This window comes from Seongchinamella sediminis, assembly GCF_003457605.1.
Classification (GTDB): domain Bacteria; phylum Pseudomonadota; class Gammaproteobacteria; order Pseudomonadales; family Halieaceae; genus Halioglobus; species Halioglobus sediminis.
This window is the reverse complement of sequence record NZ_QRAN01000002.1, coordinates 110,217-130,183: the sequence shown is the minus strand read 5'-3', so window position 1 is coordinate 130,183 and position 19,967 is coordinate 110,217. Positions and strand designations below refer to the sequence as shown.

15 protein-coding genes are annotated in these 19,967 nt (G+C 63.8%); 9 read left to right on the top strand and 6 right to left on the bottom strand.

The features are described from left to right. Positions 1-62 precede the first annotated feature (62 nt). Positions 63-1,199: a citrate/2-methylcitrate synthase gene (locus DWB85_RS02140; protein WP_162845976.1), complete on the bottom strand. Its 1,137-nt coding sequence runs from the start codon at positions 1,197-1,199 to the stop codon at positions 63-65. A 96-nt stretch (positions 1,200-1,295) separates the two neighbouring features. Between DWB85_RS02140 and DWB85_RS02135 the strand changes: the two genes are divergently transcribed. The 4 genes from DWB85_RS02135 to DWB85_RS02120 are packed head-to-tail and all read left to right on the top strand — an operon-like array spanning position 1,296 to position 7,446. Beyond that, positions 1,296-2,183 (top strand): LysR family transcriptional regulator, encoded by an 888-nt coding sequence (locus DWB85_RS02135; protein WP_117952552.1) that lies wholly within the window; start codon positions 1,296-1,298, stop codon positions 2,181-2,183. Positions 2,184-2,210: 27 nt separating this feature from the next. Further along, positions 2,211-3,824 carry a glycerol-3-phosphate dehydrogenase/oxidase gene (locus DWB85_RS02130; protein ID WP_117952551.1) on the top strand — a complete coding sequence of 538 codons (1,614 nt, stop codon included), beginning with the start codon at positions 2,211-2,213 and terminating at the stop codon, positions 3,822-3,824. Beyond that, positions 3,821-6,424: an AsmA family protein gene (locus DWB85_RS02125; RefSeq protein WP_117952550.1), complete on the top strand. Its 2,604-nt coding sequence runs from the start codon at positions 3,821-3,823 to the stop codon at positions 6,422-6,424. The genes DWB85_RS02130 and DWB85_RS02125 overlap by 4 nt, the downstream gene beginning before the upstream one ends. 20 nt (positions 6,425-6,444) lie before the next feature. Beyond that, positions 6,445-7,446 carry a phospholipase A gene (locus DWB85_RS02120; RefSeq protein WP_117952549.1) on the top strand — a complete coding sequence of 334 codons (1,002 nt, stop codon included), beginning with the start codon at positions 6,445-6,447 and terminating at the stop codon, positions 7,444-7,446. Positions 7,447-7,469: 23 nt separating this feature from the next. Here DWB85_RS02120 and DWB85_RS02115 read toward each other — a convergent pair whose 3' ends face one another. Continuing rightward, positions 7,470-8,033, bottom strand: coding sequence for an NnrU family protein (locus tag DWB85_RS02115; RefSeq protein WP_117952744.1), 564 nt, complete (start codon positions 8,031-8,033; stop codon positions 7,470-7,472). 254 nt (positions 8,034-8,287) lie between these two features. Here DWB85_RS02115 and DWB85_RS02110 point away from each other — a divergent pair, with 254 nt between their 5' ends. Then, positions 8,288-9,853: a SulP family inorganic anion transporter gene (locus DWB85_RS02110; RefSeq protein WP_117952548.1), complete on the top strand. Its 1,566-nt coding sequence runs from the start codon at positions 8,288-8,290 to the stop codon at positions 9,851-9,853. 95 nt (positions 9,854-9,948) lie between these two features. Here the strand turns inward: DWB85_RS02110 and DWB85_RS02105 are convergent, their stop codons facing one another. Next, entirely contained in the window at positions 9,949-10,533 is a 585-nt protein-coding gene (locus DWB85_RS02105; protein WP_117952547.1) for a nuclear transport factor 2 family protein, read from the bottom strand. Between the two features lie 128 nt (positions 10,534-10,661). Further along, a complete protein-coding gene (locus DWB85_RS02100; RefSeq protein WP_117952546.1) occupies positions 10,662-12,584 on the bottom strand; it encodes a DUF3604 domain-containing protein in 1,923 nt (640 codons plus the stop codon). Positions 12,585-12,686: 102 nt separating this feature from the next. Between DWB85_RS02100 and DWB85_RS02095 the strand changes: the two genes are divergently transcribed. Both DWB85_RS02095 and DWB85_RS02090 read left to right on the top strand, forming a co-directional pair. After that, positions 12,687-14,120, top strand: coding sequence for a MipA/OmpV family protein (locus DWB85_RS02095; RefSeq protein ID WP_117952545.1), 1,434 nt, complete (start codon positions 12,687-12,689; stop codon positions 14,118-14,120). Further along, the gene (locus DWB85_RS02090) at positions 14,117-14,653 is read left to right on the top strand and encodes a lipid-binding SYLF domain-containing protein (protein ID WP_117952544.1); all 537 of its coding nucleotides are present in this window, start codon (positions 14,117-14,119) and stop codon (positions 14,651-14,653) included. Before DWB85_RS02095 ends, DWB85_RS02090 begins: the two co-directional genes overlap by 4 nt. Positions 14,654-14,667: 14 nt before the next feature. Here the strand turns inward: DWB85_RS02090 and DWB85_RS02085 are convergent, their stop codons facing one another. Continuing rightward, positions 14,668-15,441 carry a ferredoxin--NADP reductase gene (locus DWB85_RS02085; RefSeq protein WP_117952543.1) on the bottom strand — a complete coding sequence of 258 codons (774 nt, stop codon included), beginning with the start codon at positions 15,439-15,441 and terminating at the stop codon, positions 14,668-14,670. A gap of 123 nt (positions 15,442-15,564) precedes the next feature. On the opposite strand from DWB85_RS02085, the gene DWB85_RS02080 reads away from it, so the two are divergent. Together DWB85_RS02080 and DWB85_RS02075 are read left to right on the top strand one after the other, a co-directional pair. Continuing rightward, positions 15,565-16,470, top strand: a complete 906-nt coding sequence (locus DWB85_RS02080) for a LysR substrate-binding domain-containing protein (protein WP_117952542.1) — start codon at positions 15,565-15,567, stop codon at positions 16,468-16,470. Beyond that, the gene (locus DWB85_RS02075; protein ID WP_117952541.1) at positions 16,460-16,798 is read left to right on the top strand and encodes a hypothetical protein; all 339 of its coding nucleotides are present in this window, start codon (positions 16,460-16,462) and stop codon (positions 16,796-16,798) included. The genes DWB85_RS02080 and DWB85_RS02075 overlap by 11 nt, the downstream gene beginning before the upstream one ends. Before the next feature lie 6 nt (positions 16,799-16,804). On the opposite strand, the gene DWB85_RS02070 is transcribed toward DWB85_RS02075, so the two are convergent. After that, positions 16,805-19,963, bottom strand: a complete 3,159-nt coding sequence (locus DWB85_RS02070; RefSeq protein ID WP_117952540.1) for an efflux RND transporter permease subunit — start codon at positions 19,961-19,963, stop codon at positions 16,805-16,807. Positions 19,964-19,967 lie beyond the last annotated feature (4 nt).

Below are 19,967 nucleotides of genomic sequence, written 5' to 3'. Positions count from 1 at the left end.
CTTCAGCATAGCGCAACAGCGAGGTACCGGCGCGCCCGGCCGGGGCTACCCGCTGCCCGGTCTCAGGCCGCTGACTGGTCCGCCGCCACCGGTGGTTTGCCGACGTAGGCGGCGCGGGGACGGATCAGGCGATTGTCCTGGCGGAACTCGAGGAAATGGGCGATGTAGCCGTAAACCCGGGCCATGGCGAACATGGCAGTGAAGTAGTGGCTGGGTATGCCCAGGCTGTGGAACACGGCGCCCTTGTAGAACTCCACGTTGGCCCAGATCTCCTTGCCGCGCTCGCCGAACTCGCGCTGGCAGGCTTCTTCCACCGCCACCAGGGTGGCGAGCAGGTTCTTGCTCTCTGCGTCCTGGCACAGCTCGACGGCCATCGGCTTGAGAATGCGGGCCCGCGGATCAACCGTGCGGTACTCGCGGTGGCCCATGCCCATGATCTTGACCTTGTTGGCCAGGCAGTCGCTGACGTAGGCCTCGGCGTTCTCGGGGCTGCCGATCTCCATCGCCATTTCCAGGGCGGCCTGGTCGGCGCCGCCGTGCAGCTTGCCAAACAGGGTGCCGATAGAGGCCGAGATGGCGGACTGGATGGGAGCCAGGGTGCTGGCGCAGACCCGGCCGGCGAAGGTGCCGGCATTGAAACTGTGCTCCATTTGCAGGATCTGCGCCGCGTCCAGCATGCGCACCTGCTCAGCAGTCGGCGCCTTGCCGTGGAACATGGCCAGGAAGTTCTCGTGGCGCAGCTTGCCGGCGGTGGGGTGGAGGATTACCTTGTTCTGTCCCAGGCGGTAGTGGGCGGCAATCAGCGCGGAAATCTTGGCGGCGATAAACAGCCCCTGTTCGGCATCCAGGCCCCGGCCCAGGGTGTCTTCCGCGGGCATTTGCAGCAGCGGGATCATACCCTGCAGCATCAGCATGGGGTGCAGCTCGCGCGGCACCTGCCCCAGCAGGTCCTGTTCGCCGTGGCTCAGGCGCGCATGGCGGCACATGAAGCTCTTGAGATTGCTCTTCTCCTGCTCATCGGGCCACTCGCCGAAGACCACCAGCCAGGCGACATGGAGAAAGGGGGTGCCGACCAGGTCGTTGATATCGATCCCGCGGTAGGACAGCAGGCCGCAGTCGCCCTGCACATCGGAGATAGCGGTTTCGCCGACCACGACCCCCGCCAGGTCGTAGGAAAATACGGATTGAGTGTCAGACATGCTTGGGGCTCCCTGCATTTGGTAATTTTTCACAGTATACTGCCGCCGGCGATTAGTTGAGTTAATTTTACTTATCAAACTATAAGGCATGCTTATATGCGCTTGGAAAACAGTGAGTTACGAGCGTTTCGCGCGGTGATCGAGGAGGGCGGGTTCCGCCGGGCGGCGGAGGCCCTGCACCTGAGCCAGTCCGCGGTGAGCCAGGCGGTGGCCGGGCTGGAGAGCAAACTCGGCACGGCGCTCATCCACCGGGGCAAGGAACTGCGGCTGACCGACGCTGGCCGGCGGCTGTTCGATCACGCTTTTGAGGTACTGACCGGCGAACAGCAGACTCTGGAGGATATTGCCCAGCTGCGCCAGGGGCAGTCAGGGACGCTCAACCTCGCCCTCAGTGCCTCGATCAATCGCTTTCACGCCCCGGCGCTGATCAATGAATACCACCGGCGCAACCCGCAGGTGCGGATGAAAATCGCCGAGATGCCGGCGCGCAATATCATCTACGCTGTGCTCGCGGGCAATGTGGAACTGGGTTTCGGTCCCTTCCAGAAAGACATGCAGGCGTTTACCACCCTGCCCCTGTACACCGACACCCGGCACCTGGTGGTCAGCCCCGGTCACCCGCGTTACCAGGACATGAAAAAAGGCGATGCGGATGCCCTGCGGGAGACACCTTTGATCACCTCAGCCCTGGATAACCCCGAGCTGCGGCCCTCCATCCTGCGGCTGCGTGACCAGTTCAGTACGGTCTGGGAAGTGAGCAGCCTGCTGTTGCGCATTCACATGGTCAAGGAAGGCATGGGGGTGACGTTCATCGACCGCAAGTTGCTGCGCGAGCACGACGACTGCGCCAGTTTCCACGTGATCGACGATGTGTCATTCGGCACCATCGACAAGCAGGTGGGGCTCTACTACCGCAGCGGTAAGCAGCTCAATGCCAGTGCCAGTGAATTTGTCGCCCTTTGCGAGCAACACTGGAACTTGTAGAGTGTTGCCGTCGGAGAGGGGCACAACATGGCGATAAGTCTACGCAACAGCAATCTGCAAAAACTGGGCGAGCAGGTCTACGATGTGCTGATTGTCGGTGGCGGCATCAATGGTGCGGTAGCAGCCGCGGCGCTGGCCGGCCGGGGGGTGAAGGTGGCGTTGATCGAGCGCGAGGACTTCGCCAGCGGGGTCAGTTCCAACTCCTCCAACCTCGCCTGGGGCGGGATCAAGTACCTGGAAAGCCACGACTACCTGCTGGTCAATAAACTGTGCAAGTCGCGCAACGAGCTCATGCGCGCCTACCCTTCAACGGTGAAGGAAATCCGCTTTTTCACCACCATCCAGAAGGGGTTCCGGTTCTGGTCGTTTTTTGTCTACCTGGGTGCTTTGCTGTACTGGGTGATGGGGCGCTTCAATACCGCCGCGCCGCGCTACTACACTGCCCGTGACCTGGAGCGGCGCGAGCCGGTGGTCAACACCAGCAATGCCGCGGGGGGCCTGGAATACTCCGACTGTTACCTGTATGACAACGACGCCCGCTTTGTCTTCAATTTTATCCGCACGGCGCTGAACTACGGCTGTATTGCCGCCAACTATGTGGCGTCGGTAGACACTCGCCGGGTGGGTGAACTCTGGTATACCCGGGCCCGGGATGAGGTTGCCGGCACGGAGCTGCAGATCCGTTCGCGGGTGCTGATCAACGCCTGCGGCCCCTACGCCGACAGTCACAATCGCCTCTCGGGCGAGCGCACCGAATACCATCACCTGTTTTCCAAGGGCATACACCTGATTGTTGACCGGGTGACCGACAACAAGCGGGTGCTGACCTTTTTCGCCAGTGACGGGCGCCTGTTCTTCCTGATACCCATGGGCCCCAAAACCTGTATTGGCACCACCGACACCCAGGTGGCGGACCCTGAGGTGGGGGTGACCGAGGAGGACCGGCGCTTTGTCCTCGACAACGTCAACGCATTGCTCGACATCGATCCGCCCCTGTCGCTGGACAGTATTATCGCCGAACGGGTCGGCGTCAGGCCGCTGGCGGTAAAGGGGGAGGGCGGTGTGGCCGACTGGGTGCAGCTGTCGCGCAAGCACGTGATCGAACAGAGCGAGCATCATCGCCACCTGACGATCTTTGGCGGCAAGCTCACTGACTGCCTCAACGTGGGTGATGAAGTCGTCGCCAAGGTGGCGGCAATGGGAGTGGTGATTCCCCACCCGGACCACTGCTGGTACGGTGAGCCCGCGGCCAGCCAGCGCCAGGAATTCATGCTCCAGGCCCGGCTGATGAACCTCGATGCGCTCACCGACGCCAGCTCCTCCGAGCCCCTGTCAGAACGTTTCTGGCGGCGCTACGGCACCGCGGCATTCGGGCTGCTGGAGCGCATCCGCGAGGATGAAAACTGCGCCGATCTGTTGATAGAGAATGCCGAATATACCCGCTGTGAGATCGAGCTGGCGGCGCGCCGGGAGATGATCGTCAAGCTGGAGGATTTCATGCGCCGGCGCTCGAAAATCGAGCAGGTGGTGCGCTGGGCCGATATCGAGCGGGCGCCCGGCCTGGCAGAGGCCTGCGAGATCCTGTTCGGCGAACAGGCCCATGCCCGCCTGGCCGAGTATCTCAGGCGGCGGGCAGAGTGAGCCCGGCGCTGCGGAAGCTTATCTGGGCGCTGGCGCTGCTGGCGGCCGCGCTGGTGCTGCTGGTGCTGGCCGTGGGCCACGTCCTGCGCGACCCGCTGATCCTGGAACAATACGCCAGCAAGTTGCTCCAGCGCGAGGTACGTATCGGCGAACTGCACGAAATTCGCTTCGATCGGGAACCATCTTTTGTGGTGGAGGGCCTGAGCATTGCCAATCCAGCGTGGGCTGAGCAGCCTCATTTCCTGAGCCTGCGGCGGGCGCGGGTGCACCTGGACCTGCCCTCCCTGTGGCGGGACGGCCCGCTGGTCATCAGCGACCTGGAGCTGGAGGGCCTGCAGCTGGCGCTGCTGCAGCGCGAGGGAGAGTCCCCGAACTGGCAGTTTGGCGATGAAAAGGCGGCGGATACCGCCGGCAACGAAGAGGAGCTGGCGTTACCGGTGCTGCTGGAACAGGCGCATATCCGCGACAGCGCGATAATTTACCGGACCCCCGATGCCGATCTGCACAGCAGGCTGGAGGGCCAGCTGCACGGGGCCAAAGGCATAGTGCTGACGGTAGATGGCCGCTGGCGCGATCAGCCCCTGCGGGTCAGCGGGCAAGTGGAGCAAGTGGGACCCGGTTTACAGCTGGCCGGCGAGGGCGAATACCGCGGCTGGCAGGCCACCGTCGAGGGCGCGCTGGCCGATCCGCTGGCATTTACCGGGCTGGACCTGCAGTTACAGCTGCAGGGACAGCCGGTGCTGCCGGTAGCGGCGCAGGCCCCTGCCAGACGCCTGCCACTGGCGCTGCAAATCCATGTGAACGGCTCCGGCCGCAAGCTGGATGTGTCCCGCGGCCTGCTGGTGTCTGGCGACAGCCAGCTGACCATTAACGGCACCCTGGGCAACCCCGCCAGCCTGCGGGGGCTGGACCTCGACCTGGTGTTCGATAGCCCTGACCTGAAGGCGCTGCTGCCTGTAAGCCCGGCAAACGAGCTGCCGGTCCAGGTGGCGCTGCAAACCCGCTTGCGCAGTGATGGCGCCACCCTGCGGCTGGAAAAACTGAGCGCCCGCAGCGGCGGTGCCCGTCTATGGGGCGACATCAGCCTGCCGATGCAGGGCGGCCTCGCCGGCTCCCTGCTCAGCCTGCGGGCCGAGGGGGCCTCAACCGGGGAATTGCTGGCGCCGTGGACAGGACAGCCAGTGGCCGACCTGCCATTCGAGCTGGACCTGGAAGGGCGCTGGCAGGACCCACAGTGGCAGCTGCAGACCTTCCAGCTCAACGTCGGCGAGAGCCACCTGGACGCGGCCCTGAGCCTGACACCCCAGGCGCAGGGTATAGCCGGGACCGGGCGTATCCAGCTCAGCGGCAAGCATGCCCTGCGGGCACTGGCTGCCCTGGGTCTTACTGCCCGGCTGCCGAACGAGTCATTCATGCTGCGCTCGGCGGTCGACCTGGGCGCTGACGGCGCCCTGCAGCTGACTGACCTGGATCTGCAGCTGGGCCGCAGCGACCTCTCGGGCCAGCTGTCCTACGCTCCCGGCAGCCCGGCGCGGGTGGACGCGCAACTGCATGCCGGCAAACTGGACCTGCGCTTCCTTACCGATGCCATCCAGCGCCAGCTGCAACAGGCCGATAGCGGCAGCAGCGATGCCGCGGCACTGGAATCAGGCGCACCGCTGAGCGCTGCCCAGCAGGCTGAGCGGTTGATTCCCGACACGGCGCTGGATATGAGCTGGCTGGATGCTGTGGAGGGGGAGCTCAGCCTGGACATTGACGAAGTCATCGCCGAGGAAGGCATTCAGAGCAGCGCCAGTTTTCACTTGCGCCTGGCGGACGGCCGCCTGGAGAGTGATGAAATGCAGTGGCAGGGCAGCTTCTCTACCGGCCAGGCGAGCCTGTTACTGGCGCATGCGGCGCCGGGGGCCCAGTTCGAGCTGCGCCTGCAAAGTCACCGCCTGCCGCTTATCTGGCTGGTGACAGGCAACTCCGGCGCCGAACAGCAGGCCGATTACCGGATGGCCCTGTCGGGTTCAGGGGCAAGCCTGCGGCAGTTGGCCGCCAGCCTGGACGGCAGCGTCTACCTGCGCGGCAACGGCGGCAAAATAGACAACAATGGCCTGAACCTGGTGCTGGGTGATGTATTCGGGGAGATTGTTTCCCGCATCAATCCATTCGTCGAGCGCGAGCCCTACACCCAGGTCGAGTGCCACGCCGGCGGCCTGTTACTGGAGGACGGCCTGGCCACCCTTGCACCGGGCCTGGTGATACGCACAGACAAGATCGACATTGCCCTGGGCGGCACTGTGGACCTCAACAGCGAGCAACTGGATATGGTTTTCAATACCCGCTCCCGCACCGGTATCGGTATCAGCGCTTCCAAGGCGCTCACGCCCTATCTGAAGCTGGGCGGAAATTTCACTTACCCGCGCCTGGGCGTCAACCCCACCGGGGTGGTGGTGTCAGGTGGCGCGGCCTTCGCCACCGGTGGCCTGTCGATTCTGGCCGAGGGCATGTGGGACCGCTGGGTCGCGACCTCGGTCAACCCCTGCGAGGCCCTGTTCAAGCAGGACAACAAAGTGGAGAGCGAGCTGAAAAAGCTGTTTGGCCGCCCCCTGTGAGAGTAGTGAGGACATCCCCTATGAAATACTTGCTGTCGGTACTGGCGTTGTGTGGCGCCTGTGTATCGCCGGTGCAGGCGTCCAGCCTGCTGGACTGTGCCGCCATTGCCGACGGCTTGAAGCGCCTGGCCTGCTACGACCGGCTGGCGAAGGCCGCTGGGGCGGTGCCCGGGGAGGCGCCCTCGACCCTTGTCGAGCAACAGGTCGCGGCCGAACAGGCCGAGGTGGAGGATGGCCTGCTGGCGGACCGGCTGGCGGTGGAGGAGGGTGCCATGTCCTCCGCCTGGGCGATAATTCCACACCATCGCAACTACCTGCTGCCGGTCACCTACAGCGGCGAGATAAACGACGAGGCCTGGACTGAACTGTATCCCGGCGAGGAAATGGATGCCTTCGAGGCCAAGTTCCAGATCAGCCTGAAGGCGGTGGTGTGGGAAGACATTCTCGGTGAGGGCACCAACCTGTGGGCCGCCTATACCCAGGAAAACTGGTGGCAGCTGTATAACTCGGATGCCTCATCCCCGTTTCGCGAGACCAACTACCAGCCGGAACTCATACTGAGCGTGGAGAACGACTGGCAGGTGCTGGGCTTCACCAACACTCTGCTGGGCCTGAGCCTCAATCACCAGTCCAACGGCCGCGGAGAGCCACTGTCACGCAGCTGGAACCGGATTATCGGTGCCGCCGTGTTTGAGCGCGGCAACTTCAGTTTCAAGGCGCGCAGCTGGTACCGCCTGCCGGAAGATGAGGAAGACGACGACAATCCGCGCATGTATCGCTACATGGGTTATGGTGACCTGGAGGGCCTGTGGAAGCTGCAGGACCACACCCTGGGCTTCACCCTGCGCAATGTCCTCGGCGGCGACAGCAAGGGGGCTTTGCAGCTGGACTGGACCTTCCCCCTCAGTGACCGCTTCCGCGGTTACGTGCAGTACTTCAACGGCTACGGCGAGAGCCTGATCGACTACGATAAACGCAGCCATCGCATTGGCCTGGGTTTTGTGCTGACCGATGCGATTTAGCCTCGCCGGTGGTTACCGGTGGTTCAGAAAATAGCCACCCCGGCCAGCCAGCGGTGAGCCCAGGCCACAGCCGCGTACACCAGCACTGCAATCACCAGCAGTTTCAGGTCCTGGGCGATGCCGGGGGGCTCGGGCTTCAGCCACTCGCCATCGCGGCGGTTGATAAAAATGATCTCCAGTAGCGCCCACAGGCCCAGGCCGCCGAACAGGACCAGCGAGCGGGCATCACCGTTCATCATCAGGTGCGCCCCGGCCCAGAGGATGACTCCGGTGAGCTGGGGGTGACGCAGGTATTGCTTGATCCGGGTCGGCTGGCCGGAAGCCACAAAGAGGATGAAGGCAACCAGTACCAGCAGCATACCGAGGTGGCGGGTCCACAGGGGCAGGGTGTAGAGATAGCCGGGCTGGTCGATGCTGCGCCAGCCGACAATAATCAGCGCCAGGGCCGCCAGCGTCAACAGGCTGAACAGGCCCTTGTAGCCGTTTTCGCCGATGCGGGCGACGAGGGCCGCGCGGGCCGGGGCGGAGATCGAGGGCAGCAGGTGGGTCACTGCCCACAGCAATACGCCGAGTGTGAGTAGGGCCATGGTGGGTCCATCCAGTTGGAATTTACCCAAGTCTAGTGCCCTGGCCGGAGAATGCCATCTCCGGTAAGGCAAGGTTGTTTCCCGGCGGACCCGTCGGCGGTGTGATTTTTCACGCCGTTGCCGCTTGGCCAGGCACCGCCAACTGCCGTAGAATTCGCGCCCTTTCCCGTCTGCGCATAACAACGACTCCGCCGGTCGGTTCCTGACCCCGCGCGCCCCAGAGGCCCGCGCCCAATTTCCAGGTGAGTAGTCCTATGTTCGAGATCCATCCCAGCAAAGTCGCGACCGTCAAAAATGACGTTTTGTCCGGCCTGACCGTGGCCCTGGCCCTGGTGCCGGAGGCGGTGGCCTTTGCCTTTGTCGCCGGCGTCGAGCCGCTGGTGGGGCTGTACGCCGCGTTTATGGTGGGCCTGATCACCGCCAGCATCGGCGGCCGCCCGGGTATGATCTCCGGCGCTACCGGGGCGCTGGCGGTGGTCATGGTGGCCCTGGTGGCGGATCACGGGGTGGAGTACCTGTTCGCCACCGTGGTGCTGATGGGCGTATTGCAGATTGCCGCCGGCGCAATGCGCCTGGGCAAGTTTATCCGCATGGTGCCCCACCCGGTGATGCTCGGCTTCGTCAACGGCCTGGCCATCGTGATCTTCCTCGCCCAGCTGGGCCAGTTCGGCACCCCCGGTGAACCCGGCTGGCTGGCGGGCACTTTCATGGAAGGCAGCATCATCGACGTGGCCTGGCTGGAAGGGCAGCAGCTGTACATGCTGCTGGGCCTGGTGGCCCTGACCATGGCCATTATTCACTTCCTGCCGCGGCTGACCACCGCGATACCCTCCTCGCTGGCGGCGATTGTCGTGGTTAGCCTGCTGGTGGTGGGCCTCAGCCTGGATACCAGGGTGGTGGGCGATGTGGCGTCCATCAAGGGCGGCCTGCCCCAGTTCCACATTCCCGTGGTGCCCCTGAACTGGGAAACCCTGAGCATTATTTTCCCCTACTCGGTGATCCTCGCCGCCATCGGCCTGATCGAGTCCCTGCTGACCCTGCGCCTGGTGGACGAAATCACCGAAACCCGCGGCCGCGGTAACAAGGAGTGCGTGGGCCAGGGGGTGGCCAACGTAGCGACCGGTTTTTTCGGCGGCATGGGCGGCTGCGCAATGATCGGCCAGAGCATGATCAATGTGAACTCCGGCGGCCGCGGCCGCTTGTCCGGTATCTCCGCGGCGCTGTTCCTGCTGGCCTTCATCCTGGTGGCCTCGCCGCTGATTGAGCAGATTCCGCTGGCGGCGCTGATCGGGGTGATGTTTATCGTGGTGATCGGCACCTTCGAGTGGTCCAGCTTCCGGGTGCTGCGCAAGGTGCCCAGGTCCGATGCCCTGGTGCTGGTGCTGGTCTCCGCGGTCACCGTGGCCACCGACCTGGCGGTCGCCGTGGTGGTGGGGGTGATTGTTTCCGCCCTGGTTTTCGCCTGGGAACACGCCAAGCAGATCCAGGTCAGGGCGCAGGAGGACCACAAGGGCTCCACGGTATACGCGGTCAGCGGCCCGCTGTTTTTTGGTTCGGTGACCTCTTTCCTGGAGCAGTTCGACCCGGCGCAGGCCAATGAAGACGTAATTATCGATTTTGCCGAGTCACGGGTCTGCGATCACTCGGGTCTGGAGGCGATCGACACCCTGGCGGAACGCTACCTCAACTCTGGCAAGGCCCTGCACCTGGTGCACCTGTCCGCGGAGTGCAAGCAGTTGCTGCGCAAGGCGGGTAACCTGGTTGAGGTGAATGTGATCGAGGATCCCAAGTACTTTGTGGCTGAGGACGTCCTGGGCTGAATTTTGCCCCCGCCGCCACCCCGCTTGCCCCAGGGCACCTTCTCTTGCTTCGCAATTCACCTCGTTAGCGGGGTGGGGGTGGGGCACAACGCTGGTTAGTATGTCGGCTCAGTCCCGTGCACGCCCAGGTAATGTGAACTGGGCTTGGGTTCTTCCGCCAGAGCCTCTTTGAACTCGTACAGCCGCTCGTAGCGGGTATCGCGGATCAGCCAGCGGTCGTTTTCCTTCACGTAGCGATCCCAGTACAGCACCGTACCAGTGGTGTAGTACTTGTGGTTGATGACCCAGAACTTGTCTTCCAGGTACCAGACGCCGGTGGCTTCGGTGGCCGACAGCATCTGGATTTCCGGGTGGTGACCGTGGTGCTGGCCGATGGTTTGTTTGCTGAAGGAGCTGCCGATGCTGCCCAGGTACTCCTCCTTGCCATTGAGCTGCCAGTGGTAGCCGCCGCCCTTGAAGTCAACCACCACATCGTCGTGCAACAGGGTGGCGAGCTCCTCCATATTGGCGGTGTCGATACAGCGGAAGTAGGCGTGCTTGAGCTGCTTGATCGCCTCCATATCCATCAAGCGCTGGATGTCCTGGCGTAACTCCTCGATGCCGCCCTGGGATGCTTCCAGGGGCAGGCCCTCGCCAATACCCATGGTTGTCTTGTTAAGAACCTGTCTTGTTTCCGCCATTTGCCTGCTCCGCTGCTGCTATAGGTATGAAGTACAAGGTAGTGGTAGACGCCCGGGCTGGCAACGACCTTTGCAGCCAAAGCCATTGACTCGAGCGCTCGTTCACCGGGATCAGCGGTGACAGCTGTTCAGGGCGTATACCAGATTGCCGAGGTGTAGGCCCGCTCCTGCTGCACCATGGGGGTCCCCTCCGGCACTGCGGCATCGGGGAAGCGCTGTTTCTCGTAGGCGGTCCATCGCGGGGTGGGGATTTCCAGCACCCGGGCGTAGTAGAACGCGCGCTGGCCGGGGTCGAAGTCAGGGTCCTGCCAGACGGTGATCAGTTCCGGGTCGCCAATGGTATTGGTCCAGGTGGCATTGGCCACGTCGACGGTATTGCCCACCGGGGGCAGCTTGCCGTCTGTTCCCGGGCTGCGGTCACCGGCCCAGACCACGTCGTATACCTGCTCCTGTGGCTTGCCTCTGTTATCCAGCCAGCCCTTGACGATCTGGATGCGGTCCAGGTTGCCGCTGAAGGGGTCCTTGCGCGCGGCCACCAGGAAGTTGGGCGCATCGCCCTTGGCGCCCCTGAGCTCGCCGCCCATCGGTACGCCCTTGGTATAGCCGGCGTGGCCCGGGGTGCGGGACAGGGTGTCCTGCTGGTTGAAATCCCAGCCGCCGAAGAAACGAACCAGCATGCGGGAGCCGGTGGTGGCGTAGGTTTCGCGGCGTTTCATGGCGTCGAACAGCGCGCTCCGGGTGTTTTCCGTGGACCACACCGCGGCCAGGCCGCTGGCCGCCTGCTGCCAGCCAAATATGCACATTTCGCCGAAGCAGCCCACCGGGTGGGTCATGCGTTCCGGCGCCGGTTCGGTGCCGGAGTGCTTGCCGAAGAAGTTTTCCTCGGCGGCGGTGGCCAGGGCCGTATGGCTGTCGGTAGAGCCAATAAAGCCGACCTGGTAGGGGTTCACCCCCAGTCGATCGGCGGCCTGCAGGCCCAGCTTCAGTCCGGAGCGGCCGTACTCATACTGCAGCATGTCATCGGTCTTGGTCTCGGTGAGGGTCAGGTTGCCCATGTCCCAGGTTTCGTAGTCGGCGAATTCATCGTTGGGTGAGAGAAAGGGGTGGGTCTCGCCGTCGCCCTTGATCTGGGTGATTTCGTACAGCGGTTCCCACTTCATCCGGGTCTGGGCGTAGTCCCTGTCGATCTTCTTGCCGCTGAAGGAGTCCACCAGCGGGAACATGATGCCGTTGCTGAGGTTGCCGTTGTGGGCGATAGCCAACAGGTTGGCGCCGGTAGTGTCGTGTACCCGCTGCAGCTCCTGCCACAGATCCACCGGGTTGGGGCTGCCCGCCGGTTCCAGGGTGGTGTAGGGCAGGCTGCGACTGGCCACCTCACCGCCATCCCGGTAGATCACCACCCGGTGCAGGTTGGCGCCATTTTCATTGGAGGTCCACTCGTAGCCAATAAAGGCGGTAAAGTCTCCCGGGGTGTTGGCCTGTTCCGCTGCCTCGATCGCGATATCCCAGGCGGACTGGTAGGTAGGGGTGCCGGGCATGGAGGCGATCTCCATCGGGAAGCTGCCGTCCGAGAAGGCGCTGATGATCTCCAGTGCGGCGTCTACCGCGGTGCTGCCGCCGGTCTGGATCATCTCGTACCAGCGCTTGCCGGTGGGATTGGCCAGGTACGAGGGTTCGCCGCCCAGCAGGGTGGGGAAAAAGCCCATGTTGTCCGAGTGGTCGGCGACCACCAGGAAGTCCAGCGGCCGGGACAGTCTCACCTTCAGGCCCCCGGAGGAGGTCACCTCCTCACCGCGGGCGAAGCGGTAGGCGTCCGCCGGTGACAGGCGGGCGCCAAACGCGCCGGCGTCGAAGGACATCGCGGTGTGCAGGTGGGTATCACCCCAGTACACCTGGCCCGGAAAGTTGCGCCCGGCGTAAGGCGAGAACCGCGTCTGGCTGGGCCAGGCGTCAGCCAGCGAGTCTTTGTCCGGGGCCGGCGCCTGGGCGTTGGCGCTTGCGCTGAGGGCGGCGATCAGCAGCGCCGCGGGGATTATATTGAGCTTGATCATTATTGTTTACCTGGGCCCTGGGGCATTTGTTTACAAAGCGTCCATGGAGTCTAGAATAATGCGGAGTTTTCGCCAGCCGCCAAGTCGCTTTCCGGAGTCAGATTGCATCCATTCAAGTCCGTGCGCCCCTTGCTGGCACCCCCGTTCTGGCTCATTGTCGGGTTCGCCCTGCCGGGTATTACCCTTGCCACCAACCCGGTCACCGAAATAGCCACCGCCGATGTCCCCGAAGGCACCCTGGGCCTGGGACTGGGCTGGCGCTGGGGCGACAGCCCCTACAGGGGTATTGGTGATATAAGTTCGATTGAAACCGGGCAGGATTCCGACCTGATGCCCTTTTACTACTACGAGGGTCGCTACCTGTTTGCTCACGGCAGCAGCGCCGGTATACACCTGCTGAACGGAGACAGTTTCTCGCTCGACGCTCTTGTCTCGTATCGCTTCGATCGCCTGGAGCCGGAACGCGATGTCTACTTTGACGGCGTCGAGGAGCGCGAGCAAAGCCTCGATGGCGGATTGCGCGGCAGTGTCAGGGGCGACTGGGGCAGCCTCTCTCTCACCTGGCTGCAGGACACCCTGGACCGCCACAACGGCGAGGAACTGGATCTCACTTATCGTTACAACTGGATCGCCAACAATTGGACACTGTCGCCTTTCGCCAGTTACGTGCACTGGGACGAGGCCCTGACCGACTACTATTATGGTGTTTCCGCCGCTGAAGCCAGGGACGATCTTCTGGCCTATCACCCCGGCCAGTCCAGCCGCTGGCGGGCGGGACTGAATACCAGCTATCGAATGTCCAAGCGCATGCGCCTGTTCGCCAACCTGGCGCTCGACGTGCTCGACGACGAGGTCAGCGACAGCCCGCTGGTGGATGCGGACCAGATGCTGAGCGCAATGGTGGGTGTGGCCTACGCTTTCGGCAACGTGCTGGACGACCCTGCCGCGAGTCGCCGGAACCGTGAACGGACCGGCGAGTGGAGCTGGCGCGTGAACGCGGGCTACACCGCCGAGCACACCTTCCACAAGGTTCACCGCGGCGCGGTCAAGCAGAACGACAGTGTGGACACCTACCTGGCCGGCCTGACCCTGAGCAAGCTGGCGCTGGACGGCCGGCGCATCGACGTGTGGGGCCGGGTCTCGGTCAACCGCCGGCTGGAAAACGGTTACCAGGAGGATTTCTGGGAGGTGAACCCTTACATCATGCTGATGGGCACTGGTTATTCACCCTGGAGCAACCGGGAGCTGTTTCGCTACGGTTTTGGCTACGGGTTTTCCTATGCGGACAAGGTGCCTTATGTGGAGCAGAGGAAACAGGAAAAACGCGGCAATAACACCAGTCATTTCCTCAACTACCTGGAGGCCACCGTCGACTTCCCGCTGCGCAACCTCTTTGGCGAAAGCGGCTGGTGGCGCCGCTGTTACAGTGGCCTGACCATTGTCCACCGCTCGGGCATGTTCGCCCGGGTGGACATCCTCGGTAACGTCGACGGGGGCTCTGACGTGCTGACCGCCCATCTGGAGTGCAAGCGATGAAGCTGCTGCGCATCTGTTTTTGCCTGCTGCTGCTCCAGATGACCGCTGGCTGTGTAACGGAGCCAGCGATTTACGATGAGGAGCGGCAGGCCTCCGTGGCGGAGGCACTGGCACTGTTTCGCGCCCATGAGGAATTGCGGCCCTATTTTCGCGATGCGCTGGCCTACGCGGTTTTTCCCGCCAACTGGCGGGCTGGCAGCGGCTTTGGCGCCGCTTTCGGCAATGGCTGGTTGTTCGAGCAGGGTGAGGTGACTGGCCGGGCAATTATGACTGAGGTCTTTGTCGGTCCCAATGTTGGCATTCAGGCTGACCGGAAAATCCTGTTCTTCCGCAGTGAGGACGCGCTGGACCAGTTTCGCCGGGGTCGCTTCGAGTTCACCGGTCAGGCCAATGCCACGCTGGCGACCAGGGGCAGGGCGCTAACCCCGGGCTTCAGCCCCGATGTCGCCATGTTTGTGCTGGTGCGCGGCGGCTTACTGCTGGAAGCCAGCGTGGGAACCCAGCGCTACGACTTCTTCCCGCTTGCGAACTAGCCGCCAGCCATCACTCAGCTCTCCACAAAGGCCCGTTCGATCACATACTCGCCGATGTGGCCGTTGCGGGTTTCGCTGAAACCGCGGCTGTCGAGCAGGGTGCAGATGTCCTTGAGCATGCTCGGGCTGCCGCAAATCATGAAGCGGTCGTCGGCGGGGTTGATCGCCGGCAGGCCGATGTCGTTTTCCAGTTTGCCAATGCGCAGCAGGTCGGTCAGGCGGCCGTTGTTCACGTATTTCTCCCGGGTCACCGTGGGGTAGTAAATCAGCTTGCGGCGCACATCCTCACCGAGGTACTCGTGATTGGGCAGGTGCTGGGTGATCAGCTCCTGGTAAGCCAGTTCCTCCACCGCGCGGCAGCCGTGGGTGAGGATGATCCTGTCGTAGGCCTCGTAGATTTCCGGGTCGCGGATAATACTGAGGAAGGGGGCCAGCCCGGTGCCGGTGGCGATCAGGTACAGGTTCCTGCCCGGCAGCAGGTTGTCGCTCACCAGGGTGCCGGTGGCCTTGCTGTTGACCAGCAGTTCATCGCCGGGCTGGATGTTCTGCAGCCGGGAGGTGAGCGGGCCGTCGGGCACCTTGATGCTGAAGAACTCCAGCTCATCTTCGTAGTTGGCGCTGGCCAGGCTGTAGGCGCGCAGCAGGGGTTTGCCGTCCAGTTCCAGGCCGATCATGGTGAAGTAGCCGTTCTTGAAGCGAAAGCCCTGGTTGCGCGTGGTCTTGAAGCTGAACAGGTGATCGGTCCAGTGATGAACCTCGGTAACCTGTTCGCGCAGTAGTGACGCCATGGTGTTCTCCTGTGGTGCTGGCTGTCTCGCGGCCCGGGGCCGCTGCAATCTGGCGCCAAGATAGCGCTTGTCCTGATATCCGTAAAACAGATATATTCAATAATATATATCGGAAAAGTAGATATGAGATTCAGTCTTCGCCAGCTCCAGGTCTTTCTCGCCACGGCGCGTTTTGAAAACGTCAGCCGGGCCGCGGCACAGCTGGCCATGTCGCAATCCGCCGCCAGCGGTGCCCTGAAGGAACTGGAGAGCCAGTTTGAGGTGCGCCTGTTCGACCGCCTGGGCAAGCGCCTGCAGCTCAGTGAGCTGGGCCGGCAGTTGCGGCCCCAGGCCGAACGGCTGCTGGCCGAGGCCGAGGCCTTCGAGGCCGCGCTGGACGGTGGCCCGGGTGTGGGCTCACTGCGCCTCGGGGCGACCCTGACCATTGGTAACTACCTGGCGGTGCCGATGATCGCCGCCTTCCGCCAGCGCTTCCCCGGGGCCGACGTGTCCCTGCAGGTTGCCAACACCGAAACCATCGCCCGCCAGGTCGCGGCGTTCGAACTGGATGTGGGCATGATCGAGGGCGAGCTCAATCACCCGCAGCTGGAAACCGTGTTCTGGCGCCCGGACGAGTTGCAGGTCTTCGCCGCCCCCGGGCACCCGCTGGCCCGGCGCCGGGCGGTCAGTGACGGGCAGCTGGTGCAGTTGCCCTGGATCGTACGCGAGCCCGGCTCAGGTACCCGCCAGACCTTCGACCGGGCCATGCATGGCCTACTGAGCCAGCTGGATGTGACCATGGAACTGCAGCACACCGAGGCGATCAAGCGCGCGGTCGAGGCGGGACTGGGGGTAGGCTGCCTGTCCCGCATCAGCCTGCGCGAGGCCTTTGCCCGCGGTTCACTGGTGCCGCTGAGGGTGCCGCAGCGCGATTTCAGCCGCCAGTTGCGCCTGATCATGCACCGGGAAAAATTTCACGCCGGCGCCCTCAGCCAGTGGTTGGCACTGTGCCGGGAATACAATATGGAGGAAAATCCCCATGTTCTTTGATACGCCTGAAGACTCCAGCGCCAGGGTGACCTTCGGCCCGGCACTGAAACACCTGGTGGTGTTCCAGTTGAAGCTCGGCGCTGACGCCCTGCGCGACCTGGTAATGAGTCCGCTGAGCATGGCGGTATTTGTGCTCGATGCGATCCGCAAGCCAGCGCTGGAGGACAGTCTCTACCTGCGCCTGATGGTGCTGGGCCGGCGTTCGGACGCCTACATCAACCTGTTTGACCAGCACAAGGACAAGGGCCACTACACCATGGACGAGGCGATTGAAACGGTCGCCCGCATGGCCGCGGATGCGCACCAGGAGCGCCAGCGCGAGGACTGAGCCCGGCTAGTCCGGCTGCGCCTCAGCCTGCCGGGACTGGTACTCCAGCACTATGACCGTGAGCGCCGGCAGCATGGTCAGGGTGACCAGCATGGCGCCCATGATGCCGAACATGACGATAGCCCCGACCCCGCGGTAGAGCTCGGTGCCGGCGCCGGGAATCAGCACCAGGGGCGCCAGGCCACACAGTGTGGTGATGGTCGACATGGCAATGGGCCGCAGCCGTGTCTTCACCGCCTCCCGGACCGCCTCCAGCGGCACCGCGCCGGCATTGAAATTTTCCACCGCCCGGTGCACCACCAGGATGGGATTGTTGACCACCGTGCCCATGAGAATCAGGAAGCCGAGCATCGAGATCATGTCAAAGGGCTGCGATATCGCCGCCAGGCCGACCGCCGGCAACAGGCCGCCAATGCCGTTGAGCAGGGCCAGGCCAACCAGGCCCCCGGCCACGCCCAGGGGGATGGAGGTGAGAATCAGCAGGGGATAGCCCCAGTGATTGAAGATGGCCACCATCAGCAGGTAGACGATAAACAGGGCCACCAGGTAATTGCCGACCAGGGCCTCGCGGGTCGCCTCCAGCTGGTCCGCCGCCCCGGAAATCACGATGTCCACTTGCGCCGGAATGTCGCCCCGGTCCCGCAGGTAGGAAACGACCTCCTGCTGTACCTGCTCCACGCCGCTCTCCAGCGCCACCGAGCGCGGCGGGATAATGTTCAGGGTCACCGTGCGTCGTCCGCCAACCCGGCGGATGGAGCTGGTATCGACCGTCTCCTCAAAGTCGGCAACCGCGGCCAGGGGAATGATCTCCCCCTGGGCGGTGTACAGCGGTATCTGGCCCAGGGCATCGATGTCCGCGTCCAGTCCGGCGTCGCTGTACAGGTACATGTCGATCTTGTCGTCGCCCATGAAAAACTCGTCGACGTAGGTGCCATCGGTGATGGCTGACACGGTATAGCCCAGGTTGTCGATATCCAGGCCCAGTTCCGCGGCGCGGTCCCAGCGGGGATGAATCTGCAGCAGTGGCTGGGCCAGGCTCAGTGCCCCCGGCTGGCTCTGGATGCGGGGGTTATCGAACACTGTCCGGGCACGGGCGTCCGCCAGCTGGGCCACCCGGTAGATGGTGTAGAGGTCGGGCCCGGATATTTCCAGGTTGATCGAGCGGGTGCCGCCATCGTTGCTGGTGATGATGGATCCGCGCGCAGCGAAGGCCCGCATGCCGGGGTACTCGCGGTACCTGGCGGTGATCACGTCCATGAGTACTTCGATGTCGCGGGTGTCCACCGGCTCGGAGATCACCCGCACCCGGGTGGCACTGGCGCCCATGTTCAGGTACTTCATGGCCGGTACCTCCGCCTCGCCGCGATGGTACAGGGCGGGGTCGGCTTCTACTGCCGGCAGCAGGTAGTTCTCGATCTCGGCGGCGATCGCTTCCATGGTGGCCAGGTTGTAGCCCGGTGGCGCGCTCATGCTGGCAAACACCTTGGGTTCCTCCCCCTCGGGCAGGTACTCCGCCGGTGGGGTCAGGACCAGGATGATGGCGGCGCTGACCGCGGCGGCCACCAGCACGGTGGCCCAGCGGCTGCGCGCGCTTTGCAGGCAGGCGTCGACCCAGCGCAGGGTGCGCGCCCGCAGTTTTTCGCCGCGGGTTTCGCCCTGTTCCCTGCGCTTGGCGTCGTTGACGAATTCCAGGCGCGCCGAAGCCGTCGGCAAGACGGTAACCGCCACCAGCATCGAGGCGAGGATGGCGGCAGAGATGGCAATGGCCACGTCCGAGTAAAGCTGGCCGGCTTCCTGCTCGATAAAAGCCACCGGCAGGAATACCAGCACCGTGGTCATGGTGGAGGCGAACACCGCTGGCCACACCTTGCGTACGCCATTCAGCGCGGCCTCAAAGCGCCCGGCACCCTGGCGGCGCTCCAGCTCGATGCTCTCCAGCACCACGATACTGTTGTCCAGGGTCATGCCCAGGGCGAAAGCGATGCCGGCGAGGGAGATAACGTTAATCGTGCGCCCGGCCAGCAGCAGGCCCAGGAAGGCGACAATGATACACAGCGGTATGCCGATCACCCCCACTGCCGTGGCCCGTCCGGAGCGCAGGAACAGGTACATGATCGCGGTGGCCAGCAGGGCGCCGAGAATCAGGTTTTGCCAGACGGTGCGAATGGAGTCGCGAACGTAGACCACGTCATCGGCCATCAGTCGCATCTGCAGGCCGGCGGGCGCCAGCACCTGCGTTTGCAGCGCGGCCACCTCCCCAAGCATCTGCTCCTTGATTTCGATAACGTTGGAGCCCGATTCCCGGCGCACCGCCATCATGATGCCGTCGGCACCGTTGAAGCGGGCGGTTGAACGCTTCTCGAAGTGGTCCATGCGCACGCTGGCAACGTCCCGCAGGCGGATGATGTTGTCGCCGCGCCGGGCAAGAATCAGGTCCTCCAGTTGTTCCAGGTCATCGAAGCGGCCGATGGTGCGCAGCAGGTACTGGCGCTTGCCCGCCCCCAGGTCGCCGCCGGAGCGATCGCGGTTGCGGGCGCGAATGGCGCTGCGCACGTCCGGCAGGCTCAGTTCCCGCAGGGCGAGGCGCGCCGGATCGACCAGGATCTGGATCTGCCGCTCGGTCCCGCCCCAGATGCTGATTTCCGATACCCCGGGCACGCCGGCCATGCGCGGGCGCACGTTGTCCTGCAGGAAGTCGAGGATCAGGTCCATGTCCAGCTGGCGGGGATTGCCCGGCAGCGGCGTCACGTTGAAGAACATGAAGGCGTTGCTGGAGAAGGAACTGGCGTAGACCTGCGGCTCGTCGACGTTCTCCGGGTAGGAGGGCACCTGGCTGAGGGAGTTGTTGACCCGGATCATCATGTCGGTCATGTCGGTGCCGAGGGGGAACTCCAGCTCGATCGATGCCGAACCGGTTTCCGCCGTGGCGGTCAGCCGGCTCAGGTTGGGCAGGTTGCGCAGGTAGTCCTCCTGCTCGATGAGGATTTCCTTCTCCACGTCCTGGGGCGTGGCTCCGGGCCACACCGTGCGCACGCTGATGGTGCGCACGTCCAGGTCGGGGATCATCTGCACCGGGATACGGTTGGCCGCCAGGATGCCGAGCACCGAGACGATCAGCACGCAGACCGTTACCAGGGTACCGTTGTGGATAATCTTGCTGAACATGGCA